The following is a 15859-nucleotide window of genomic DNA, read 5'->3' as shown; positions in this document are numbered from 1 at the left end:
GTTATTGGATATTGACGTTGATTTTCGTCGTTGTCGAATTTCCCGCCTTATCAAAAGCCACGGCTTCCAAGGTTTTCTCACCACTTCGCAAATTGCTTACGTTAATTTGATGGGTAAACGGCGGCTCAATCATTAATTTGGATTCTCGGCCGCGAAAATAAAGCTGCACGTAATCCAGCGCCTGATCGTCAGAGGCATCAATTTCAATATCAAGCACGTCGCTCACATTTGCGTTTACGCTTGGTGAAATAAAGCGGACTTGTGGTGCCACAGTATCGATGACAGGATCCGTTGGCTCAGGCTCAGGCTCAGGCTCAGGCTCCGGCTCAGGAGTAATCGGCTCGAGGCTATTGTTGACGGTAATATAGTAATAACTGGTTTTGGTTTTATTGCCGGCCTTATCATAGGCGACAGCCTTTAAGGTTTTATCACCATCGCGCAACCCGCCAACATTTATGGTGAGTTCAAATGGTGCGACTTGTAACGTTTTCACCAATGAATTTCTAAAATAGACCTCAACGTAATCCATCGCTACATCATCGAAGGCTTCCAGTGCGATATCCACTTCACCAGAAACTTCCTGGTATTCAGCGGGTGAGACAAAGTAAACGGTTGGCGCCTTAGTATCTTCGATTGGCTCTGGCTCTGGCTCCGGCGTTGGCTCAACTGCCGTAATTAGATTCACGGTGATCTCTTCTGAGTCTGTCACATTTCCGGCTGCATCGAATGCCCGGGCATAAAGAGTCTTGTTGCCATCGGCTAAATTGCTGGCATCAATACTAAATTCATAAGGAGCATTTGTATCCGTTGCAAATAAATTGCCACGAAAATACAGTTTTACTTTAGTAATACCGACATTGTCCTGGGCATCCACACTAACGCTGATGGTTTCGCCAACATTTTGATTATGGACCGGGGAGGTTATCGTCACTTGTGGGGCAACGGTATCTTGCTCCGGCTCTGGCACATAAACGCCTTGATAAACTGAGGCATAAGCATCGACTCGACCATGTCCAAATTTATCACTAAATTCACCACTAAACATACTGGTATCCGCATTGGCTTCTAGCAAACTTTCCAGTTCAATATTGCTTAGCGTTGGGTTTTTTTCTTTTAAAAGCGCCAATACTGCGGCGGTAGCAGGAGATGCAAATGAAGTACCACTCACTTTACCGTAGTTTCCACCTTTTGTTGTTGTTTGAATGCCGCTGCCCGGTGCGGACACATCCATGCAACTGCCAAAGTTTGACCAACTGGCAAGCGCATCACTCGAGGTTGTTGCCGAAACAGTAATGATGTATTGATTGTCTGAACAGTTTTGATCAGCACCACTGTTACCGGCTGCGGCGACAACGAGTCCACCTTTTTCGTGAAAGTATTTGGCGGCATTGGTAATGGTACTGCTTTGCGTTACCCGATAGCTGATATTGGCGATATCGGCGCCATTATCTGCGGCATAAACCAGCGCGTCGGCAATATCGAGAAATGACGCAACGCCATCGCTGCGTTCTGACACTTTAATGGGTAAGACTTTACTATCCCAGGCAATGGACGTAACACCCAGGTTGTTGTTCGAGGTTGCCGAAATCACCCCAGAAACCTTGGTTCCATGACCATGTATATCGGTTAGGTCATTGTTATTGCTTACCACGTTATAGCCAGGCAACAGGTTAGCTTGTAAATCGGGATGTGTTTCATCAACGCCGGTATCAAGCACGGCAACCACAACACCTTTACCCGTTACGGACTCCCAAACCTGATCAACATTCATTTTTGATAAATGCCAGGCACTGGAAAATTTCGGGTCGTTAGGGGTTGCGGCTAAATCGACGAGCTCATTCACTTCGGCCGTTTCAATTAACGGGTGGCTTCTTAACGCCAAGAGCTTTTTGTGCAACTTGTCTTTTTTCACTTTCACGAGTCGGGTGTTAAAGCGTTCCATAACTCGTTGGTACTTCTTTTCCCTTTTGGTATCGAATTCGCTGTCAATACGGTTTAGTTGCTCTTGCAATAACTCCATAGCCACTCCGGCTTTTGGAGTTATGATGATTTGTTGATCGTCTGATTCTGCATTTGCGAAGGCAGGCATCGATAAGCCGATTGCCAATATACTGCCAGCAATTGGCGCCAATGGTGTAAGTACTCTGTTGTTCTTATGTCGCTTAAAACCCATGAAAATTAACCTCGAGTGCCTAAAAGCCAGGCAAGCATTGAAAATATTATTTTGTTTGCAAATAACGAGAGATAGGGCGCCAATTAAGGCCAATGTTGGATAACTCTGGCGTGGTCATTCAAGCGGTCATATGCAGATAACTCTGAGGGCATATAAACAATGCCTGAGAGTAAAATGACTTGAATTAACGAGTTATTCTTATTGTTCTTTCTCTGGTCGTGCAAGTGCTTGTTTGATAGGCAATGTAAGTATCCTAGGAGATCAGATCAACGGCAGAATCGCTCATTTTACATACTGCTAACATATAAAATGTGACAGTTTGTACACTTATCTAACAATTCTTTTTATTACAGGTGGTTAGAAGAAAAAACAATTCCAAGACTTTTGTTACATTAACGTTAACCATATTTACAGAAATGATTGAAAATTTAACTTACGATTAAAAGTGCGACTAAACACGTAAAATGTTTAAGTTTTACTTTTTGTATTAAAGGAATTTTACCGCAAAAGCTCAGCATTAAACTAATATTGAACCTATATCTACCTGATTTATAAAAATAATGGATGGGATACCATGATTCGATTGCGTTTTACTTTTTTGCTAGTTTTACTATTTGGTTTCTTATTTTCAACACTGTTTGCTTATGCGAGCGACATTGCTGATACCAGTTCACGAAGCAATACCATTGCCACAAAAGAGAATTCGCAAAACCTGTTATTGCGTCAGGTGGATATTCATCAGGATACTCTCGTTTTTACCTACGGCCAGGACATTTGGCAAGCAAGTTTAGCAAGCCAAAAAGCATTTCGATTAACTTCATTTCAGGATCAGGCGCAAAGCCCGAAACTATCCCCAGATGGCAAATGGATAGCATTTAGCGCCCAGTTAAATGGTAATTTTGACGTTTATATAATGCCAGTAGGTGGTGGTGATATCCGCCAACTTACCTGGCATCCAGGGGATGATATGGTACGTGGATGGAGTCCAGACTCGTCTCGGATTGTATTTGCCAGTAGTCGAGAAACGGCGCCCATTCCTCTACCTAAATTTTTTACCATTCACGCCTATGGCGGTACACCCGAATCATTGCCCATGCCAAGAGCACAGCACGGCAGTTACAATCCAAAGGGGAATAAATTCGTTTATCAAAAAATTACCCCCTGGGATGATGGCTGGCGTAAATACCGTGGAGGCCAGAATCAGCCATTGCGCATTGTTGACCTTGATACCCTTGAAGAAAGATTTCTACCGTGGGCGAAAGAAAAACAGGCACAACCGGTCTGGATTGATAATTTCATCTACTTTTTAGCGGACAGAGATGGGGTGATGAATGTTTATCGGATGCGCAGCAGTGCCAGGGACAGTCATCAAGTCGAGCAACTCACATTTCATCAGGATTATGACGTAAAATCATTCTCGCTATGGAAAGATACCTTAGTTTGGGAGCAGCATGGACGCTTGTATCAGAACAACCTGTTGAAAGGTCAGCCGTCACCTATCACTGACCGGAAAAACAACGAACCCCAAATCGTGACAATACAACTTTTTGGTGATTTTCCCTGGACCCGTCAACAATGGGTACAAACCAATAAGCATATCGAATCTGCATCTGTTTCAGCAACGGGGAAAAGGGCGTTGTTTGTTGCCCGTGGAGAAGTCTTTAGCGTGCCGGTTGATCAAGGTGAAGAGCGAAATCTGAGCCGAACCTGGCAGCGGGAAGTGGACGCACAGTGGTCGCCGGATGGCAAACAAATCGCATGGTTTTCGGATAAATCCGAGGAATATCAATTAATTGTCACCGACCAATTTGGACACAATGCGCAACACTATGATTTAAAAGATGAAGGATTTTATAAAAATCTGCGTTGGTCGCCCAATGGTGAAAAACTTTCTTTTACCGATCAAAGACAAAGGATCTGGGTACTAACCAAAGATCAAGGGACCATGCAACGTATTGATCAGGATACTCAGGTTATTCCCTATGGTATGACATCACCAAGTTGGTCACCTGACAGCAATTATCTGGCCTACAGTAAGTCGGGTAAAAATTTTCTAATGGATATATACATCCATGACTTTTCAGCGAAAAAATCCTATCCAGTAACCGATTCCATGGCCGATAACCGAAGTTTTTCCTGGGATCGGAATGGCAAATACCTATTTATTACTGCAAGTGTGGACTTTGCCAGTAAAGCCCCCTGGCTAGACCTAAGTACAACGGGTAAAGCGATGGAGAATTATCAGGTCTATGCGATTACTTTGCAAAAAAATGGGCAAAGCCCGTTAACATTTAAACGGGATCAAGAACCCATTGAACCGGAAAGTGAAGAGGGAAAGCAAAGCCGCAAAAACGATACGGATGAATCCAAAACCCAGGAGGGTAAAACCGCCGGCAAAACGAGCACAGATGATAATAAGGTCAAGATAGACTTTGCCGGCATACAAAATCGTCAGGTGGCCATTCCTGTTGGCAAGGGACATTTTAGTGAGCTGAGCAGTGCCGAATCCGGCCTGCTGATGGTAAAAACGCTCAATGATGAAGAAAAAACTCTTTATCTGTTTGATTTTGACGAACAGAAATCAAAAGTATTGCTCAAGGGAATTAAACAATACTCCTTGGCGGCAAATGGTGAAGCGTTATTGGCTCAACAGGGAAGTTTGTGGAAGCTTGCCGATGATGTTGAGAGTATTAAAGATGCGCCGGGACTCAATTTGTCACTGGACTTATATCTTGACCCTAAGCGGGAGTGGCAACAAAAATTCCGTGAAGCATGGCGCTATCAAAGGGATTATTTTTATGTGGAAAACCTACACGGTGCGAACTGGCCGAAGATATGGCAGGATTATTCACCTTTGCTTACAGGTGTAAACCACCTGGAAGATTTAAATTACCTGCTTGACAATTTGGGCGCGGAAACGTCGGTAGGGCACTCTTTTAATGGTGGCGGTGAGTTTCCCAGCCTCCCCCAAAGTCAGGTTGGGTTATTGGGCGCAGACATCGCCATTGAAGACAGCAATTTTGTGATTAAGCGAGTTTTCACCGGCGAGCAATGGAATAGCGCGATCAACCAATATGCACCGTTTTCACCCTATGCAAATCAGGTTGTAGCCGGCGATGTGATTGTCGCGGTAAATGATCAGCGACTATCGGTAAACAACAACTTCTTTCAATACTTTAATGGAACGTTAAATAAACAAACCAAGGTTACGATAAAATCATCAAAAACCAGTACCACTAAGGATTACTGGGTGAAACCCATCGAAAATGAATCAAGTTTGCGGCAGATGAGCTGGGTTGAAGACAATCGCCGATATGTCGCCATGGCGTCAGACAATCAGTTGGCCTATGTCTGGGTGCCGGATACTGGGTCTAAGGGATATGCATTTTTCAACCGTTACTTTTTTGCCCAGGCGGATCGCAAAGGCGTTATTATCGACGAGCGCTACAACGGCGGCGGTTTTATCGCAGACTATATGATCGACGTCCTGAATCGTAAATTAAGTGGCTATTTCAATAATGTATTGCGCCCTGAGCGGCCGCTAACAAGCCCCGGCGCAATTATCGCAGGGCCGAAAGTCTTATTGATCAATGAAATGGCAGGTTCTGGTGGCGATATGTTCCCATATTTGTTTCGCTTCCATAAACTTGGCAGTATTGTGGGCACTCGCACTTGGGGCGGGCTCGTCGGTATTTGGGGGGTACCTTCATTTGTCGACGGTGGTTTTATGACAACACCGCGAAGTGGGTTTTATGATCTTCAGGGGCGTTGGGCCGTTGAAAACGAAGGGGTGGCGCCAGATATTGAAGTTCACGAAAATCTATTACTGAGTACCAAAGGCAAGGACGCGCAATTACAAAAAGCGGTGAAAGTGGCGCTCGAACAATTGCAAGATTACCAAGACCAGCGCCGGCAACCGTCGCCCGACGATCCGATCCGAGCAGTTCAGTTGAAAGATTAGGCACGGTAACGTGGATGACTTCGGTTATTGAAATCATTTTTTGTAATATTCAAAAATTAAAAAGAAAATGTGTCCATTAAAATTAACCGATTTTCATTCCTTATATCGGCAATTGTGCTAGTGGTAAGTATTTTCGTAAAGATGATGGGGTTAAAGTTCAGTAGGCGCTGGTATTAAACTGCTAAACTAATTACACTTCGTTTTTTTCTTTTAGAACAGCTTAATATGAATCGCGAATTGTTTTTTATTTATGACTCCCACTGTCCCTGGAGTTACGCAACCACCGCGTTAGTGCGAGCATTAGTGGATGCACACCCAGAGATGCAACTGCACTTGCTGCATGTCGCTTATTTTGATGGCACCGATGGTGTGAAAAAAACGCTGGCAGAAACTGTGGCCAATCAAAGTACTGTAAGCTTTTCCCTAGATTATACCCGCGGGTGTGAACAGCCTCAGGATGCGACAACGGTCGTCAATTTGATGGCTTGGTTGAGTGCGAAGCAACCTGACATTGCTCTTGAAGTACTCGAAGAAATTCAACGTCTTCATTTTCAGGAAGGTTTACTCATGGTAGGGCCTGAGGACTTTGACAGTATGGCGGAGCGTTTTCGTTTATCCATTCCTGGAAAGGTGTTCAAAGACAAATTGTCAAAAGATGCGGAGCATCAATTGGCGGATGTCGCTGAGCTTCAAGAGGTCATTGAGACCACCGCTTTTCCTGCACTTCTCGTCGCTCATGATGAACGTATTGTGCTACTCAATCACAATTTATATCTGACCCACCCGGGTAAAGTTGTCGAAGGTGTGGAAATGGAGCTTTCTTAGTTCGCAAGAAGCTCGACCGTATTCTATTCTAATGTAGTGTCATAATTGCTGGTATGGCCTTCAAGGAAGGAGATTATTTATCTGAGGTATCGAAGCCTTTAGTGCATGATCCCTTGCGAGGAGACTCCCCTGATACCGGCTTGATCGAAATTCCAGACAAATTCGTAATGTATAGTCATCTATTGAATACTCGAATGTTGTCATGCTCTGGATAAACTATGAAGACTTTGTTGAAGCTGGCATGTTTGACGTTGGTGTGGGGACTGATACCGTGGCAAAGCGTGCGTTCAAGTGAAATGAAAATTGTCGACTTTTCCGATAGGGAAGAATTGCAAAAATGGTTGGTGGTTAACGACACCGTCATGGGTGGGATCTCCGAAGGGCAATTTTTGCTAGAAGACAATAATGGCATCTTTTTTGGGATGCTTTCATTGAAAAACAACGGTGGCTTTGCATCCATCCGGCGTTTACTCTCGACTCCGGTCCAAAGTCAGGCCCAGCGAATTTCCATTCGCGTCAAAGGTGACGGCGGCCGCTATCAATTTCGTGTTCGTACCAACCGTGAGTTTGATAGCTATGCGTATCAGGTCAGTTTTAATACCATTGAAAATGAATGGCTTACCTTATTTTTTGAGCCGAAAGACTTTATCGCGACGTATCGCGGTATGGTGCTTGAGAAAGTTCCCAAGCTGGCACTCGAAGATATTGAACAAGTTGGATTTCTAATTTCTGAGCAACAGCAAGGTCAGTTTTCTCTGCATATTCATAGCATCAAATTTTTGGCTGAACAATAACCCATGGCGAATCAAATAAACCCTAAAAAATTGCTGAATAGCAAATGGACCAAGTGCCAGATTGAAAATCGACAGAAACACTTTATTGTTGTGGCTGTTGACTATGATGAAGAAAATCGCGTGGAAAACTGCCAAATTCAAGCCATTTTAAATGGCAAGCCTTTTTCTATTGATTGGCGAGAACTCAAAGATCAGGAACGGTGGTTAATGGGCTGGCAGTAACCGCGCATCCGTCGTATTTTTTGTTTATTACTGAGCCTGGCTTAGGATACAGAGACTAAAATTCAATGAAAAAAATCGTGTTGTATACCCGCAATCGTTGCCCCCATTGTGAAACCGCAAAAACTTACCTGAATCAAAAAAACATTCCGTACCGGTTGTGCAATGTATCCACCCCTGCAGGGCAAAAAGAATTCAACCGAACGGGTTTTCGCGCAGTGCCGGTGCTGAAAATTGGTGATCGATATTTAAATGGATTTTCGATAAAAGGCTTTGAAGCGATGATGAAAGAGTAGGTGGGACGTTATAATTGTTGTAGCGGCTGCATATTCATCGCCATAATGACATTGTTGGTATCAAATTCAATCATCAAGTGATACATAGGGATGTGCGAGTCGACTTCACTTTGCAATAGTAAGTTCGATTCCTCTTCCGTAAGCACCTGCAAAGACTCACTATGCTGTCCAAAATAATATTCTAGGACCTTACCGTGCTGGAGCTGTCTTGCGGGTTGACCAAGGGTATTGAGAACCTGAGCTCTTTCGGTCACGCCGACTTCCAATTCTGGTATGTAGGGCAGGTTCGCATTTGCAATGTAGCTATCATTGCTGACGGTCGTATCGTGGGGAAACCCCTCTTCAGCGTCCACACCGTTGACGCGATTATTAGCACCTGTGCTTGTATTCATGCCAGAGCTGGCGAGAGACTCGACGTTGTTCGGTTCAATGGACGGTGCAACCGATTGGCTTGATTGATTTAAACCCGGGCGCAGTTGCGTTTCGCCACTATAATTTTGGCGACTTTGCTCTTCTTCAGGGGGATTTTCCATGATTGGCAAGACGAAATTTTCCTGCTCGAGAAGTTCTGATTGAGGTAAAACGAAATATAATCCGATAAACGTTAACCAGATAGCCAGCCACAGTTTAATCGTCATATTTTGATGGAACATACAATATACTCCACCCGTTAAGTTAATCTCTATTCAAACTCCATAGATACTGCATAGCTTATTGGGATTAACAGGTTATTAAAGAAGTTTAGTTGTTAATATTAGCTTTGCCACTTCCCGGACATTTGTAATACTCATAAAGTAACCGGGTTAAATTGAGTTAAGTCAAGGCTGGTATATTTTGCAACTGAGATTGTAAAAAATTCTAACAATCTGTAAATATAAGGATTATAGAGCGATGATTTTATCGATGGGGACGAGTGTCGATGATTAAAATAACCCTGATTAATACCTTAGTGGTAGCCTTAGTGGTGCTGATCCACTACGAATCACTGTGGTATTTGTCCAAATTGTTGCCAAGAATTCATATTGCACCGAAATACCGAACGTTAATCGGAGTCGTCGGTGCCTTGATGGCACACACAGTAGAAATCTGGATATTTGGACTGGTGTTTTACTGGATGCACCATGATTTTGGCTTCGGTGAATTTAAGGGCGATTTTTCCGGCGCCTTGCTCGATTGCGTGTATTTTTCATTTACCACTTATTCAACCTTGGGTTTTGGAGATATTACGCCAACGGGCGATATTCGTTTTTTAACTGGTATCGTGTCTTTAACTGGGTTGGTATTAATCACCTGGACGGCATCATTTCTGTTTTTGGAAATGCAGCGCGACTGGGGGAAAAGTGAATAACATTCGCTAAGCAAAAATTTAAGAACAAACTACACTGGATCAGACGGACTTAAATGGAAATTTGGTTTGCTCGGGTCAAAATTCACTCATCACTTTAACCGACTTCATACGGTGTGCCATTACGGCAATGTTTTGCCAATCTTGATGGCCGTTGGTTTTTGTTGGTCGTTATTTACATCATATACAGCACAAGCACTGCCGGCTCATAATGATCTGCTGGCGCAAAGTGCTGAGCGTCAAATTCATATCATCGTGGACAGTCGCAAGGCTCTTGATAATGGTGATAAAACCATCAATGATCATTTAAAAGTTCTTGAAACCCTTGCCGCAACGAAACACTCGGCCGCTGCACTCGTTGTGATCGACGAAATTATCAGTATTGGCTATGTGTACCTCGATAAGCGTAATCTTTACTCGTACGCGTATTTTGTTAATGCGCTACTGAAACCCTGGCTTGATGAAGTGGGGTTAAAAGAAGTGGAAGGTCAACCCTATGACATGGTTTATTTACGTGCTCGTATGCTTCGCGCGTTGGCCCAGTTTGGCCGCAATAAACAGATAGTCACCTACTTGCAAAGCCTGGCTCCTGAATATTTAACGGGAGATTCCGATATCAGCCCGGAGCTTGGAACTGAGGCGCTGCGCATTAGCGCAATATTTGCCAGTCGTAATCAACAGGAGTTGGTACATCGCTATTTTCAGGTGACGGCATCTACCGAAAATCAGGAGCTGCGCAAAAGCGTAGTCCAGGCAATGTATTTTCAAGATCCAACATCCATACATTATATTTTCGAACATACCCCGAAAGCGAACTTAACTTCCGGCGAGCGTGTCTACATTTTACAACGTTTGTTTTGGCAAAATAAGGAACAGAAAATTCTCTACCAATGGCTCGAGGATGACTTTGGTAAATGGGTCGCCAATTTACCCCTGCTGTATCAAAGTGTCTTACCGGAAGTCTTTACACCATCGTGCCAATGGGATAATGCCCAGGCGCTTTATGATTTTTTCAATGACAAGCGCAGCATTTTTCAAAGCAGTTTACAAAAACAGCTAAGCGATACTGCACAATGCTTGCAGGTCAAGCAATTGCAAAAACCATTGCTCAATGATTTTTTGACAACCTATAATTAATTACATTCCATCTGTCGCTTTTGAATTAAAGGCCAATATTGAACTGTCGCCAAAATACCGGCGCATGGTTTGATTTCAACCAATAAGTATTTTACATGAACAAGTCTCGATTAACGTTAGCACAACTGGGTTGGCGTCCTTTTTTTCAGCAACAACTGTCGTTAGAGGAATACGAGGACTATGACATTGGGCGAGTGGTTGAGCATCATCGTAGTCAGGTTAAATTAGCGATAGAGGGTGGGGCAGTTACGATTGAATTAACCCATCAAATTGAAGATATTTGTGTTGGTGACTGGGTGCTATTTGACCAAGAGCTCCGCCTACATCGTGTGTTGGAACGACAATCTTTGTTTGCGCGCAAAGCCCCTGGCACAAAAGTCGACACCCAGCGTATTGCCGCCAATATTGATGTGGCGATATTGGTTTCTTCCCTAAATCAGGATTTTAATCTGAGTCGTATAGAGCGTTACCTTGTATTGGTTCGTGAAGCGGGGGTTGAACCTTTGGTGGTTTTAACCAAAGCCGACTTGTGTGATGATCCGCAAGCATTGGCTGAGCAGGTTCAACAACTCGATAACAGAGTCAGTGTGGTGACCTTGAATGCGTTATCCAATGAGCAAGTCCAACCATTGTCGGAGTATTACCGCGCTGGTGATACCCTGGTGTTGTTGGGATCTTCGGGGGTGGGAAAATCAACTCTGGCCAATACACTGATTGGTGAAACCGTGTTGGAAACGGCTGGGATCCGCGAAGATGATAGCAAAGGACGGCACACGACAACCTATCGTTCTTTGCAGTTGTTACCATCTGGGGGATTGATTTTAGACACCCCTGGAATGCGTGAATTGCAACTTGGCGCGGCCGAACAAGGGGTTAAGGAAACGTTTAAGGAGATTATTGAACTGGCCGAGCGCTGCCGTTTTGGTGATTGTAGCCATACAAACGAGCCCGGTTGCGAGATTCAAAAGGCCTTAAAGCTCGGTGAACTGAACCAACGTCGCTTTCAAAGTTTTGAGAAACTGATGCGCGAGCAAGCCTTTAATAGTGCCACGTTGGCGCAAAAACGCGCCAAAGATAAAGCGTTTGGCAAGATGATAAATAGCATTCAAAATGACTCCCGAAGCCGCAAGCGGGGTAAATAAAACTTGTGGAAATTTACGTATGTGTGAATCGCTGGCGCACGGTGAGGTAATTTAGCATGCGGTAAACGTTTTAAACGATGAATGGCGTTTATGACGCAAATACGGGGAAACGGGGATCTTCTGCCGTTGGATAACTGCGAGGTTAACGCTCCTGGCATCAGGTAAACGCAGGAACGTTTTCAGGTATTCTATTGGGTGCGCTCGCAAAGATAGCGCTCGTAATCGGGAATGTTTTTATCGAATGGTTTATCAAACAGGCTGGACGTAATTAATAGATCTGCGGTAGCCACATTACAGGCAACGGGAATATTCCACACGGCGGCCAGACGCAGTAGAGCTTTTACATCGGGGTCATGGGGTTGGGCTTCGAGTGGGTCCCAGAAAAAAATCATGACATCAATTACCTGTTCGGTGATCAGGGCTCCGATTTGTTGATCGCCGCCTAACGGGCCGCTGATCAGTTTATTGATGGTCATTCCCGTTTTCTGCTCTAACACACTTCCGGTTGTGCCAGTTGCATAGAGTTTGTGAGGCATCAATTTGTCTTTATGCGCGACCACCCAGTCCATTAAGGCCGGTTTCATATTATCGTGCGCGACCAGGGCGATGGTTTTTACATCTGAGGTGGTGACTTTCTTAAATAACATCCACTTATACCGTTGAGGTTCATTTTGTGTTGAAGTTTTTAACTTAAAGTAATTGTTCAGAAACTACAACCTTCCACCCATGCAGACTTAGGTCTAATAAATCAATTAACGTCATATGACTTTTGCATCGCACGGGTTTTAATGTTTAAATGACTGTAAATATACTCAGTGGTTTAGGCCCTAGCCATGGAACAATTACAGGTTACTCATCTCACTCTTTTTTGCCTGATCAGTACGGCGCTCGTGCTTATTTTATTTATCTGGCAATGGCAATTACATCGAAAAACTCTGGCAATATTGCAGCAACAGCTTGAACAGCCATTGGCACAGCAGCTTGGCGAATCGCTGGTCCCGCAGTTAACAACATCGATACAGCAGAGTTTTCAACAGATGCTACACGGCCAGCAAAGCCAAATCCAAAAGCTCTTATTTCAAATGCAGCAACAACAAATCAAAGTGAGCAGCGAAAATCACCTTGCCTTGATGCAAGCACTGCATGAGCACAAAGAAAAGTTCAGCCAGAACCAAACAAGCGGCTTTAAGCAACTCATTGAGCATTTACAGCAATCAACCCAGGCTCATCGCCAGGAAATGCAGGAAAGCCTACAACAAAGCTCGAAAGCGCTGGCCAGCAGCATGAAAGAGCTGACAGATTCAACCGATAATCGTTTGAAAGATATTTCTAAAGAAGTCGAAAATCGCTTATCCGAGGGGTTTGAAAAAACCACCAAAACCTTTAATGACATTCTTAAACGTTTAGCGCTAATCGACGACGCACAAAAGAAGATCACCGAGCTTTCATCGAATGTGGTTAGCCTACAGGAAGTGCTTGCGGATAAACGTTCCCGGGGCGCGTTTGGTGAAGTACAACTCAATGCATTGATCCGCAATGTATTACCTGAAAAGCATTTCTCTATTCAACACACATTGTCGAATGGAAAAATTGCGGATTGTATGTTGTTTTTACCAAAGCCAACAGGCAATGTCGTGATCGACTCTAAATTCCCGTTGGAGTCTTATCAACGGATGCAGGATTTACAGCTTACCAATGCCGAGCGCAAGGCGGCCCAAACTCAGTTTCGCCAAGACATTAAAAAACACATCAAAGATATCTCAGAAAAGTATCTCATCAGTAATGAGACTGCCGATGGTGCGGTAATGTTTATTCCGGCAGAAGCCATCTTTGCAGAAATTCATGGTCACTACCCGGAGTTGGTGGAAATCGCGCACCGGGCACGGGTATGGCTGGCATCGCCTACGACATTAATGGCGATATTGACGACGGCGCGTTCGGTGTTAAAAGACGAAGCAACCCGGCAACAGGTGCATATTATTCAGGAGCATCTGGCAATGCTCGGCGAGGATTTCAATCGATTTACCAGCCGCTTCGATAATTTGGCCCGACACATTGATCAGGCGGCGAGTGATGTTAAGCAAATCCATACCAGTGCGCATAAGATAAGTCGTCGTTTTGCTAAAATTGATCAAGTGGAGATGACGAAGGAGCCTACTCAGGAAAATGATGCCCTGTTGGACGTTAGCAATGATTCCGACAAATTACTCAATAACATCAATTAGGTATACTGATATTTGGATTGCTATGGCATACGGTAAAATGTATTGTTTAATTTAACCTGCTGTTAACAATAAAAACTCGCTGGTTGCCCTGACGTTATACAAGTAGAACTTGAAATAGAATTTAAGGAAGTATTTTGGAAAAAAATCATTTTGAAGCGCCGCAAGCTGAGCTTACAACAGAGACTAATCAACAATATCAGCTGGCCAGTCGTTGGCGCCGGTTTTTCGCTGCAATGGTGGACTCAATGGTTATGATGTTGATATTAGTGCCAATAATGTATTTTGCCGGTTTTTTTGACGATGTTATGAATGGTGTTGAACCTGGAATTTTGTTCAATTTATTGTTTGGACTTATTGGTGTCGCGGTTTTTGTTGTGATAAACGGTCAATTTCTAATTTCGACAGGCCAGACGGTTGGTAAAAAACTATTGAGCATTAAAATTGTGACCGAAGATGATAAGCAAGCGGATTTTGGTGTACTTGTCGCGCGCTATGCATTTTACCTTGGTATACCACTTATTCCCATCATCGGCGGTTTTATTAATTTCGTTAACATCCTTTTTATTTTCAGTGGTTCCAAACAATGTCTGCATGACAGGGTAGCGGCGACATATGTGGTTAATTGTAACGGCGGCTAATCGATTGCGCGTGCGACAGGGTTTTACTCGCTGCTGAGATCCGATCAATCGTATCGATTAAGAGCCTCTGTCGCGACTTAAACCCTTTTCAACTAAACTTTCTCTCACCTTAGATAAATCACGGTAAGTGGAAGAGTAGTGGTTAAGACCAAAGCGACTCTATCAAGTTTCCTTGCGTTTGCATGTTGTTTCCTATTTGTATTTACACAACCAAAATTCGCGCAAGCGGCCTATAAAAACCTGATTACGTTTGAATCGGTAAAGTCGACAAAAAATGTAATGCGTTTTGCGATAATTGGTGATCTGACTGGCGGGGAAAGGCCAGGAGTATTTAGTGAAGCGGCACATCGTTTACATCAGCTGCAGCCGGATTTTGTTTTGTCTGTTGGCGATTTAATCTCGGGCGGTACGAATGATATCGAACAGCTAAATCGCGAGTGGCAGTCGTTTATTCGCCGGTTGTCGGTGATTGACAGGCCATTTTATCCTACGGTAGGAAATCATGACATTTCTAATCTCGTTCAGCGACAATGGTATCAGCGTGAGATAGGACCTCGTTATTATCACATTCGCCAGAATGACGTGTTGTTTCTTATTCTTGATAGCGAAGACTATAGCGAACAACGTTTTTCGGAACTAGAGCGTCTTCGTCAAAAAGCCTTTGTCATTTATGAACAGTCTCCCCAAAAATTTAAAGATACTGCATATGCACAAGCCCCAGAGCAAAAATATGGAGCAATCAGCGAAGCCCAGAGAGATTACTTTATCGAAGCGATAAATGCTAATCTGGATGCGAAATGGGTATTTCTCCTGATGCATAAACCTGCCTGGCAGTCAGATAACGCCCATCATTTTAATGAAATCGAACGCTCTCTGGCGAAACTCAATTACACGGTAATTGCTGGTCACGTGCATGCATATAGCCATAGCGAGCGAAAGGGGAGAGACTATATCGTGATGGGAACCACTGGCGGAGCTATCATTGAAGGCGCAGCTGGAACGGCTATGGACCATATTCTCTGGGTCACTATCGATGAATCCGGGGTACCAGAATTGTTAAATATTACGTTGCAGGGCATGAAGCCAAAAACGACTATGCCGTAA

14 protein-coding genes are annotated in these 15859 nt (G+C 43.9%); 11 read left to right on the top strand and 3 right to left on the bottom strand.

The genetic code is table 11. The features are described from left to right. Position 1 precedes the first annotated feature (1 nt). The gene (locus FE810_RS13710) at positions 2-2173 is read right to left on the bottom strand and encodes a S8 family serine peptidase (RefSeq protein ID WP_138320635.1); all 2172 of its coding nucleotides are present in this window, start codon (positions 2171-2173) and stop codon (positions 2-4) included. A gap of 574 nt (positions 2174-2747) precedes the next feature. On the opposite strand from FE810_RS13710, the gene FE810_RS13705 reads away from it, so the two are divergent. From FE810_RS13705 to FE810_RS13685, 5 genes are all read left to right on the top strand, one after another. Further along, positions 2748-6134: a S41 family peptidase gene (locus FE810_RS13705; RefSeq protein ID WP_138320634.1), complete on the top strand. Its 3387-nt coding sequence runs from the start codon at positions 2748-2750 to the stop codon at positions 6132-6134. 225 nt (positions 6135-6359) lie between these two features. Further along, on the top strand, positions 6360-6959 hold the full coding sequence (locus tag FE810_RS13700) for a protein-disulfide isomerase (protein ID WP_138320633.1): 600 nt from the start codon (positions 6360-6362) through the stop codon (positions 6957-6959). 218 nt (positions 6960-7177) lie between these two features. Further along, complete coding sequence (locus FE810_RS13695) at positions 7178-7753, top strand: CIA30 family protein (RefSeq protein ID WP_138320632.1); 576 nt, start codon at positions 7178-7180, stop codon at positions 7751-7753. 3 nt (positions 7754-7756) lie between these two features. Beyond that, positions 7757-7975 (top strand): TIGR02450 family Trp-rich protein, encoded by a 219-nt coding sequence (locus FE810_RS13690; protein WP_138320631.1) that lies wholly within the window; start codon positions 7757-7759, stop codon positions 7973-7975. Between the two features lie 65 nt (positions 7976-8040). After that, positions 8041-8268, top strand: a complete 228-nt coding sequence (locus FE810_RS13685) for a glutaredoxin family protein (RefSeq protein ID WP_138320630.1) — start codon at positions 8041-8043, stop codon at positions 8266-8268. An 8-nt stretch (positions 8269-8276) separates the two neighbouring features. On the opposite strand, the gene FE810_RS13680 is transcribed toward FE810_RS13685, so the two are convergent. Beyond that, entirely contained in the window at positions 8277-8921 is a 645-nt protein-coding gene (locus FE810_RS13680) for a hypothetical protein (RefSeq protein WP_138320629.1), read from the bottom strand. A gap of 266 nt (positions 8922-9187) precedes the next feature. On the opposite strand from FE810_RS13680, the gene FE810_RS13675 reads away from it, so the two are divergent. The 3 genes from FE810_RS13675 (at position 9188) to rsgA (ending at position 11892) form a co-directional block, all read left to right on the top strand. Further along, the gene (locus FE810_RS13675) at positions 9188-9616 is read left to right on the top strand and encodes a potassium channel family protein (RefSeq protein ID WP_138320628.1); all 429 of its coding nucleotides are present in this window, start codon (positions 9188-9190) and stop codon (positions 9614-9616) included. 132 nt (positions 9617-9748) lie between these two features. After that, entirely contained in the window at positions 9749-10750 is a 1002-nt protein-coding gene (locus FE810_RS13670) for an ERAP1-like C-terminal domain-containing protein (protein ID WP_138320627.1), read from the top strand. A 95-nt stretch (positions 10751-10845) separates the two neighbouring features. Continuing rightward, positions 10846-11892: a ribosome small subunit-dependent GTPase A gene (rsgA, locus tag FE810_RS13665; protein WP_138320626.1), complete on the top strand. Its 1047-nt coding sequence runs from the start codon at positions 10846-10848 to the stop codon at positions 11890-11892. Positions 11893-12080: 188 nt separating this feature from the next. Here the strand turns inward: rsgA and FE810_RS13660 are convergent, their stop codons facing one another. Continuing rightward, the gene (locus FE810_RS13660; protein WP_138320625.1) at positions 12081-12539 is read right to left on the bottom strand and encodes a methylglyoxal synthase; all 459 of its coding nucleotides are present in this window, start codon (positions 12537-12539) and stop codon (positions 12081-12083) included. 186 nt (positions 12540-12725) lie between these two features. Here FE810_RS13660 and FE810_RS13655 point away from each other — a divergent pair, with 186 nt between their 5' ends. The 3 genes from FE810_RS13655 to FE810_RS13645 all read left to right on the top strand — a co-directional run bounded on the left by FE810_RS13655 (position 12726) and on the right by FE810_RS13645 (position 15859). Further along, positions 12726-14117 (top strand): DNA recombination protein RmuC, encoded by a 1392-nt coding sequence (locus tag FE810_RS13655; RefSeq protein ID WP_138320624.1) that lies wholly within the window; start codon positions 12726-12728, stop codon positions 14115-14117. 134 nt (positions 14118-14251) lie between these two features. Next, entirely contained in the window at positions 14252-14755 is a 504-nt protein-coding gene (locus FE810_RS13650) for an RDD family protein (protein WP_138320623.1), read from the top strand. 138 nt (positions 14756-14893) lie between these two features. Next, positions 14894-15859, top strand: coding sequence for a metallophosphoesterase family protein (locus tag FE810_RS13645; RefSeq protein ID WP_138320622.1), 966 nt, complete (start codon positions 14894-14896; stop codon positions 15857-15859).

It is taken from the genome of Thalassotalea litorea (assembly GCF_005843925.1).
Classification (GTDB): domain Bacteria; phylum Pseudomonadota; class Gammaproteobacteria; order Enterobacterales; family Alteromonadaceae; genus Thalassotalea_A; species Thalassotalea_A litorea_A.
This window is presented reverse-complemented; position numbering and strand designations above follow the sequence as displayed.

What these genes read in the sequence shown, in the direction of transcription:
- FE810_RS13690 (WP_138320631.1), top strand. Translation starts at nt 7,757, where the DNA reads ATGGCGAATCAAATAAACCCTAAAAAATTGCTGAATAGCAAATGGACC.
- FE810_RS13660 (WP_138320625.1), bottom strand. Translation starts at nt 12,539, where the DNA reads ATGTTATTTAAGAAAGTCACCACCTCAGATGTAAAAACCATCGCCCTG.
- FE810_RS13705 (WP_138320634.1), top strand. Translation starts at nt 2,748, where the DNA reads ATGATTCGATTGCGTTTTACTTTTTTGCTAGTTTTACTATTTGGTTTC.
- FE810_RS13680 (WP_138320629.1), bottom strand. Translation starts at nt 8,921, where the DNA reads ATGTTCCATCAAAATATGACGATTAAACTGTGGCTGGCTATCTGGTTA.
- rsgA (WP_138320626.1), top strand. Translation starts at nt 10,846, where the DNA reads ATGAACAAGTCTCGATTAACGTTAGCACAACTGGGTTGGCGTCCTTTT.
- FE810_RS13675 (WP_138320628.1), top strand. Translation starts at nt 9,188, where the DNA reads ATGATTAAAATAACCCTGATTAATACCTTAGTGGTAGCCTTAGTGGTG.
- FE810_RS13710 (WP_138320635.1), bottom strand. Translation starts at nt 2,173, where the DNA reads ATGGGTTTTAAGCGACATAAGAACAACAGAGTACTTACACCATTGGCG.
- FE810_RS13655 (WP_138320624.1), top strand. Translation starts at nt 12,726, where the DNA reads ATGGAACAATTACAGGTTACTCATCTCACTCTTTTTTGCCTGATCAGT.
- FE810_RS13685 (WP_138320630.1), top strand. Translation starts at nt 8,041, where the DNA reads ATGAAAAAAATCGTGTTGTATACCCGCAATCGTTGCCCCCATTGTGAA.
- FE810_RS13695 (WP_138320632.1), top strand. Translation starts at nt 7,178, where the DNA reads ATGAAGACTTTGTTGAAGCTGGCATGTTTGACGTTGGTGTGGGGACTG.
- FE810_RS13700 (WP_138320633.1), top strand. Translation starts at nt 6,360, where the DNA reads ATGAATCGCGAATTGTTTTTTATTTATGACTCCCACTGTCCCTGGAGT.